The sequence below is a fragment of the Pseudomonas sp. genome (assembly GCF_041601375.1).
GTDB lineage: Bacteria > Pseudomonadota > Gammaproteobacteria > Pseudomonadales > Pseudomonadaceae > Aquipseudomonas.
Genome location: NZ_JBFIIG010000194.1, coordinates 1 through 7,449, shown reverse-complemented (window position 1 = coordinate 7,449; position 7,449 = coordinate 1). Strand labels below are relative to the sequence as shown.

5 protein-coding genes are annotated in these 7,449 nt (G+C 61.0%); 4 read left to right on the top strand and 1 reads right to left on the bottom strand.

What is annotated here, in order from left to right:
* Nucleotides 1–834 precede the first annotated feature (834 nt).
* Together ABZE94_RS18615 and ABZE94_RS18610 are read left to right on the top strand one after the other, a co-directional pair.
* Entirely contained in the window at nt 835–2,046 is a 1,212-nt protein-coding gene (locus ABZE94_RS18615; protein WP_372877286.1) for an aldose 1-epimerase family protein, read from the top strand.
* Between the two features lie 490 nt (nt 2,047–2,536).
* Nucleotides 2,537–3,184: a YceH family protein gene (locus ABZE94_RS18610; protein ID WP_372877285.1), complete on the top strand. Its 648-nt coding sequence runs from the start codon at nt 2,537–2,539 to the stop codon at nt 3,182–3,184.
* A gap of 153 nt (nt 3,185–3,337) precedes the next feature.
* Here the strand turns inward: ABZE94_RS18610 and ABZE94_RS18605 are convergent, their stop codons facing one another.
* Complete coding sequence (locus ABZE94_RS18605) at nt 3,338–3,850, bottom strand: phage infection protein (RefSeq protein WP_372877283.1); 513 nt, start codon at nt 3,848–3,850, stop codon at nt 3,338–3,340.
* 443 nt (nt 3,851–4,293) lie between these two features.
* On the opposite strand from ABZE94_RS18605, the gene ABZE94_RS18600 reads away from it, so the two are divergent.
* The gene (locus ABZE94_RS18600; protein WP_372877288.1) at nt 4,294–5,535 is read left to right on the top strand and encodes a glutamine synthetase family protein; all 1,242 of its coding nucleotides are present in this window, start codon (nt 4,294–4,296) and stop codon (nt 5,533–5,535) included.
* A gap of 469 nt (nt 5,536–6,004) precedes the next feature.
* On the top strand, nt 6,005–7,354 hold the full coding sequence (locus ABZE94_RS18595) for an MFS transporter (RefSeq protein ID WP_372877281.1): 1,350 nt from the start codon (nt 6,005–6,007) through the stop codon (nt 7,352–7,354).
* Nucleotides 7,355–7,449: the final 95 nt, after the last annotated feature.

Below are 7,449 nucleotides of genomic sequence, written 5' to 3'. Positions count from 1 at the left end.
GGAGGTGAAAGTCCTCTACACACCCGGCAAGGGGAAGTGTTAGCCAGAGGCAAGGGTGTCGCGGGCGACTGCGAATCTGAAGGAAGCCCGAGGCAAAATGCTGGCCTGACGAACAGGAAGCGGATCAGGCGGCGTAGCGGGGTGAGGTGGCAACGTTCACTAAAGCCCAATACTTGCACGGAGCGCTACGACGTAAATCCGACAGGCATAAGCAGGAAGGTCGCGCGAATTACCCTGGGAGATTTTTTCTGCCTGCCATGTGCTACCGGCATCGTGAGATGACGGGATGGGCGAACAGAAGTCAGCCGAGGCCGTAGTAGTTGCTCGAAACCGGAGTGACGAAGGGCTGAACCTGCCATGAGTGGACAGTCGGGTGTGATCTCTGTTGGATCGTAAAGCAGAAACTCCGCGTAGCGGGGGTCGAGACCATCAGGAGGTAGGAGCCGGAAGCTCCGAGGGCCGGTCTGGGCGCTTAGATACCGCAGGCGACGCATCAACGGAACCAAGCTCGCTGACGCTGTTGGTTAGTAGGCAGGAACCGCCGTATACGGAACCGTATGTACGGTGGTGTGAGAGGACGGCGGGGGCAACCCCGCCTCCTACTCGATTCTGCCAGCCTGCCGTCAGCTTGCCTGGGCTGCGGATGCGGGCTTGGTGGTTACCTGCATGGGTGCCGCTTCGTCGATGGGCAAGGGGGGCGGTCTCTCCGGGGTGCTTTTCGCGCGCAGTTTTTATCTTTTTTTCGATATTGCTCGATTCTCGGTTGTTTTAACTTGTTTGCTGAATCGATTCAGCTAGATTCAACTGACGACCAATAACAACAAAGGATTTCCCATGACCCGTTTGCAGCTTCTCTGTGGCCTCGGCATCTGCCTGACCACCTCCGCCCAGGCCTGGGAGCAGGTGTTGATCGACCAGGACACGCCCGCGCAGAATTGGCGCGTTACCAGCGAAGAGCTCGGCATCAAGGCCGCCCCAGCTTTTTCTGTGAGCCTGCGCACCTTGCACGGCGGCCGTCAGGAAGGCGTCAGCCTGATAGAGATCGACAATGGCACGATGAAGATGACGGTCATCCCCACCCGTGGCATGAACGTGCTCCAGGCGGTGGCCGGTGACGTGCGCCTGGGCTGGGATTCACCGGTGGATGAGGTGGTCAACCCGGCCTTTATCGAACTCGGCGGCCGCGGTGGGCTCGGCTGGCTGGAGGGTTTCAATGAGCTGGTCACCCGCTGCGGCTACGAGTGGGTCGGTCACCCCGGCATGGACAATGGTGAGCTGCTGACGCTGCACGGCCGCGCCGCGAATATCCCAGCATCCCGAGTGGTGCTGCAGATCGACGAAAAGCCGCCCTACGCGATCCGTCTGCGCGGTGACCTGCTGGAGAAAGCCTTCAAGAAGGTCGATTTCTCGATCGTCACGGAACTCTCCACAACTCCCGGTCGTGCTGGTTTCTCGCTGCACGATACGCTGATCAACAATGGCGACTACCCCAAGGAGTACCAGGCGCTGTACCACACCAACTTCGGCACGCCGCTGCTGGAACAGGGCGCCAAGTTCGTCGCACCGGTGAAACAGGTCTCGCCGTTCAATGAAAAGGCCAAGGTTGACCTGGGCGATTGGCAGACCTACCGCGGTCCGACCGCAGATTACGACGAAACCGTCTACAACGTGGTGCCCTACGCCGACGCCAAGGGCGAAACCCTTGCCATGTTGCACAACCGCGCCGGTGAGCTGGGTATCGCGGTCGGCTTCAACACCGCCGAGCTGCCGGTGTTCTCGCTGTGGAAGAACACAGATACCGAGAAACAGGGCTATGTCACCGGATTGGAGCCGGGTACCAGTTTTTCCTACAACCGCCGCTACCAGCGCCCGCTGGGCCTGGTTCCGACTGTCGAGCCCGGCCAGCAGCGACATTTTCGCGTCGACTATGAGCTGCTCGCCGACCGCGCCGCCGTGGATGATGCGCGCAAACGCATCGAAGCCATCCAGGCCGGGCGGAAAACCGAAGTGCGCGAGCAACCCTTGGTGGATCTCAACAAGGAGTGAGAGGTTGTGAAAAAACTCTCGCCTACTGCGACCGCCTCCAGGCGCCCGCTGCTGACGTTGCGCTACGTGAAAAGCAGGGTCATTTAGCTCACTAAACTCCCCTACTTTTCACGTAGCGCGCCTTGCCGCGAACGCCTGGAGACGCTCTCGCTACGGCGCACGATATTTTCACACCCTCTGAGAGCTTGTGAAAAAGGCTTGTCCCCGTTACCTGCTGCAAACACGCCTAGGCGTGAGGATCTACCCGTAGGAGCGGCCGGGCGGCGTTCCGCTTCAGCCGCTAAATGCGCGGATAAATCCGCTCCTATAGGGGCCAATACTCCATGCAATGCATAACTGGTACAGAGCCGTGAAAAAACTCCCGCCTACTGCGGTCGCTCAGGTCTGCTAACGCCTATTGCCCGACTGGCCTCGGAACTTGGCGCTAGCCATGTCAACCCGGCGCCAGTCGAGCTAGTCTATCGGCACGTCCGAGCCATAGAGAATTGTCATGAGCAGCGAAACCACAACCCCGCCCATCGATGTGCCGCTGACGACCGTCGAAGCTCGAGTTCTGGGCTGCCTGATCGAGAAGCAGGCGACCACCCCGGAAGTCTATCCGCTGACCCTGAATGCCCTGGTGCTGGCCTGCAACCAGAAAACCAGTCGCGAACCCTTGATGAACCTCACTGCCGGGCAGGTCGGCCAGGGTTTGCGCAGTCTCGAGGGGCGAGGTCTGACCCGCCTGGTGATGGGCAGTCGCGCCGATCGCTGGGAGCATCGTGCGGACAAGGCGCTGGAACTGGTGGCGGCCCAGGTCGTACTGATCGGCCTGTTGCTGTTGCGCGGGCCGCAAACGGTCAACGAGTTGCTGACGCGTAGCAGCCGCATGTATGCGTTCGAGGATGCCGAGCAGCTGCAGCACAATCTGGAGCGCTTGATCACCCGTGGGTTGCTCTGCCAGTTGCCGCGTCAGGCCGGGCAACGCGAGGATCGCTATATGCACCTGCTCGGCGATCCCGCCGATTTTCAGGCCATTATTGAAGCGCGTGCGAGCCACATCGAGCGGCCGCCCGCCGGTGCATACGATGAGAGTCGCCTAGATGCGCTGGAAGCACGAGTGGCTGAATTGGAAGAACGCCTGGCGCGCCTGGAGTAGGGCAGTCGGGGAGAGTAGAAACAGCAAAGGCGCCGGGTAGGGCGCCTTTTTGTTTGGCTATGTCTGAGTTAACTGTTGCTCGCTCGTATAGCCCAGTGACTCACCCAAGCAAATCAATGGGTTGAGCTGGTCAGCCCGTTCAGTTGGTGGATATCAGCCTATGCGGTTGACGCCGGTGCGGTCGGCGCCGTCCTCGGCAATGCGATTGACACCGGTGCGGTCGGCACCGTCCTCGGCGATGCGGTTGACGCCAGTGCGGTCGGCACCGTCCTCGGCAATGCGATTGACACCGGTGCGGTCGGAGCCGTCCTCGGCAATGCGGTTGACGCCGGTGCGGTCGGCGCCGTCCTCGGCGATGTGATTGACACCGGTGCGGTCGGCACCGTCCTCGGCGATGCGGTTGACACCGGTGCGGTCGGCACCGTCCTCGGCGATGCGATTGACTCCGGTGCGGTCGGAGCCGTCCTCGGCAATGCGGTTGACGCCGGTGCGGTCGGCGCCGTCCTCGGCGATGCGATTGACACCGGTGCGCTCGGCGCCGTCTGCGGCGAGAGTGCTGCCGGCATTAACGCCGTCGAACTGGGGTTGCGGGGCGCCTTGTGGCAGGGCAAAGGCGCTAACGGACAAGCTGGCCAGGATCAGGCTGGTAAGGATTTGCTTTTTCATCTTCAGGCTCCTCGTGGGGGCGGTAAGTGGCTACGGGGCCCATATTACTGATGTAAATTAGATGAAGAAGTGCAGCTTAGGCATGGTAATAATCGATGCTGTCGATAGTAGGTGTTGACCCTTCTGTTTCGGCTGTTTCAGAGGTTTTTACAGGTTCTATCCAGGAGTTTTTCAGGCTTGTATTTTGTGATTAAAATAATCTAAATATTAGATGTTTTTTGCCCGCAGACTACTTCGAGTAACAACGGGTAATTAACCTGCTTGAAATCATGCACGGCCGATGCGTATTTTGTACGCATTGCTGTTTGATTACGGCCTCTGCGCAACAAGGACAGGAATAGATGAACACCGCTAGCGGCAGTGCACTGGAAGAGCTTTTGCGCGGAGTCGATGAAATCGAGTGCGTGACCCCGGATCTGAATGGTGTACCGCGCGGCAAGGTGATGACCGCCGCGGGCTTCCTCGAAGGCCGGCGCTTGCAACTTGCTCGTGGCGTGCTGTTGCAATGCATCATGGGCGGCTACCCGGCGCCACGTTTCTACGGCAGCGACGACGGCGATCTGGCGCTGAATGCCGAGCCGGGCCAGATCCACCGTCTGCCCTGGAGCGATACGCCGCGCGCGCTGGCGATCTGCGATGCGGATGAGCTGGATGGCCGCAGCTCGGGCCTGTCCACTCGCGCTTTGCTCAAGCGGGTGGTGGCGAACTATGCCGCCCACGGTTGGCAGCCGGTGGTGGCTACCGAATTGGAATTCTTCGTGTTTGCGCCGAACCCTGACCCGCAGCAAGCGTTTCAGCCGCCAGCAGGTCTGGACGGTCGGCGCGAGGAGGGTGGCAGTGCCTTCAGTATCAGCTCGCATAACGGCCTGCGGCCGTTTTTCGCCGAGGTGTATCGGTGCATGGCGGCGCTAGGCTTGCCGCGCGATACCTTTATGCACGAGATGGGCGTCAGTCAGTTCGAGATCAATCTGCTGCATGGTGACCCCGTGCAGTTGGCCGACCAGACCTTCCTGTTCAAGCACCTGCTCAAGGAGGTTGCCCTCAAGCACGGGCTGGCAGTGGTGTGCATGGCCAAGCCACTGGCGCACACTCCTGGCAGTTCCATGCACATCCATCAGAGCGTGGTCGAGCAGGGCAGCGGGGGAAACATCTTCAGCGCCGCGGATGGTCAGGCGACGCCGGCCTTCTATCACTTTATCGCCGGTCAGCAGGCGGCGCTGGTGGATTTCACCCTGCTGTTCGCCCCGCATGTGAACTCCTACCAGCGGTTCTGTCATCCTTTTGCCTCGCCGAACAATGCCTGCTGGTCGGACGACAATCGCGCTGCGGGTCTGCGCATTCCGGCCAGCGCGCCAGTGGCGCGGCGGGTGGAAAATCGCCTGCCGGGTGCCGATGCCAATCCCTATCTGGCATTGGCGGCCAGTCTGGCTGCCGGGCTGCATGGCCTCGAGCAGCAGTTGCAGCCGAGCGCACCGATGCAGGGGGAATTCGAGGTGCCAGATAAATTGACGCTACCCTGTACCCTGCATGCCGCCATCGAACGTCTGAAAGACAGTCGATTGGCAGTAGAACTGTTCGGCAGGGAATTCGTCGAAGGCTACATCGCCAGCAAGACCCTGGAATTGGGCAGCTACCTCGACGAGATCACGCCTTGGGAGCGCCGCGTTCTAGCTGCCCAGGCCTGAGAGGTTGTGAACAAATCGCTTGCCTGCTGCGACCGTCTTCATGAAGTGGCACAGTGGGCTCCGACCAGTTACTTCGAGCAATCCACGATCCGTCGGGTGCCACTCGCCGTAGGCAGTGCACCATGGTTCATCGGCGAGGTACCCAGCTGGCGGGTTGTCGCTGCGCGCCGAACGGAACGCGGCATGTCGCTGCATCTTGCCGCGAAGGTCTGGGGAGTCTGGCGACGGTGCTCGATATTCACACCATCTCTGTCTGCTGGTGGTGGGTTGTCAGGCTACGCCCCCGACCCAGCCTGCGGCAATTCCAATGGATGCGGGCCAGGTGCATGCTTGCATGCATCGCGATTTGGCTTTGCTTCTGTGTTCTATGCTTCATCCGTTTGCTCATTAGTTAATTTTTGCGGCCATCGGGGTCGCGCCGTTCGTATGGAGCGGTTCAGTCATCATTCAGGGAGTCATTCGCAGAGTCATGCGCCTCATTTTTCGGTCTTTCAGTTCGCTGTATTTCGCCACCCTGCTGATGTTTCTGGGGTCGGGTTTGTTGAGTACCTACCTGGCACTGCGTCTGGCGGACACTGTGGATGGGCTGTGGGTCGGTGCCCTGATGGCGGCCAACTATCTCGGCCTGGTGCTGGGTGGCAAGCTGGGGCACCGGTTGATCGGCCGAGTCGGGCATATTCGTGCTTATGTGGCCTGTGCTGGAGTGGTGACCGCGGCAGTGCTCGGTCATGGTTTGAGCGACTGGCTATCGGTCTGGCTGGTGTTGCGCCTGGTGGTCGGTCTGGCCTCGATGTGTCAGTACATGGTGGTCGAGAGCTGGCTCAACGAGCAGGCGGAAACCAGCCAGCGCGGCCAGGTGTTCTCCGGGTATATGGCCGCCTCCTACCTGGGGTTGATTCTCGGTCAGTTGGCGTTGGTGACGTATCCGGCCCTTGGCCTCGAGTTGCTGATGCTGGTGGCGTTGTGTTTTGCCCTGTGCCTGGTGCCGGTGGCATTGACTCACCGGCTGCACCCGGCGCCCATGCATCCGGCGCCGCTGGAACTGCGCTTCTTCATCCAGCGGGTACCGTTGTCGCTGATCACCATTGGTGTGGCTGGTCTGCTGGTCGGCGCATTCTACGGTTTGGCTCCGCTGTATGCGGCGCGTATGGGCTTGTCTACCGAGCAGGTCGGTTTGTTCATGGGCAGCTGCATCATCGCCGGCCTGGTGGTGCAGTGGCCGCTCGGCTGGTTGTCGGATCGCTACGATCGGGCCAAGTTGATCCGTAGCTGTGCGGCATTGTTGATCCTGGCGGCGCTGCCACTGGCGTTGATGCCCCAGGCGGATTTGCGGGTATTGCTCGGCGTCGGTTTCATCGTCGGCTTGTTGCAGTTCAGTCTCTATCCGCTGGCCGTGGCCTTCGCCAACGACCACGTCGAAGGCGAACGGCGGGTATCGCTGACGGCGATGCTGCTGGTCACCTTCGGTGTCGGTGCCAGTATCGGCCCGCTGTTGGCCGGTGTGCTGATGCGCTTCCTGGGCCCCAACATGCTCTATGTCTTCTTCTGCGCTGCGGCCTTGATCCTGGTCTGGCGGGTGCGCCCGGCCAACATCACCCACCTGCACCAGGTCGATGACGCCCCACTGCACCATATCCCGATGCCGAGCAACATGAGCAGTTCGCCCTTGGTTGCCGCCCTCGACCCGCGGGTCGACGAACAGGTGGTGCAGGATCAGATGCTCGATGGCAGTCCGGCGGAGGTGAGCGACGATGGCCCGGTTGACCCGGTTGACCCGGTTGACCCGGTTGATCTGGGCGAGCAGGGCCCTCGGTCGTGACACCGCCACTCAGCGTGATCATCCCGGTGCGCAATGAGGCGGCCGCCCTGCCGCTGCTGCTGGCGGACCTGACGCCTTTACGGGCAGCCGGCGCG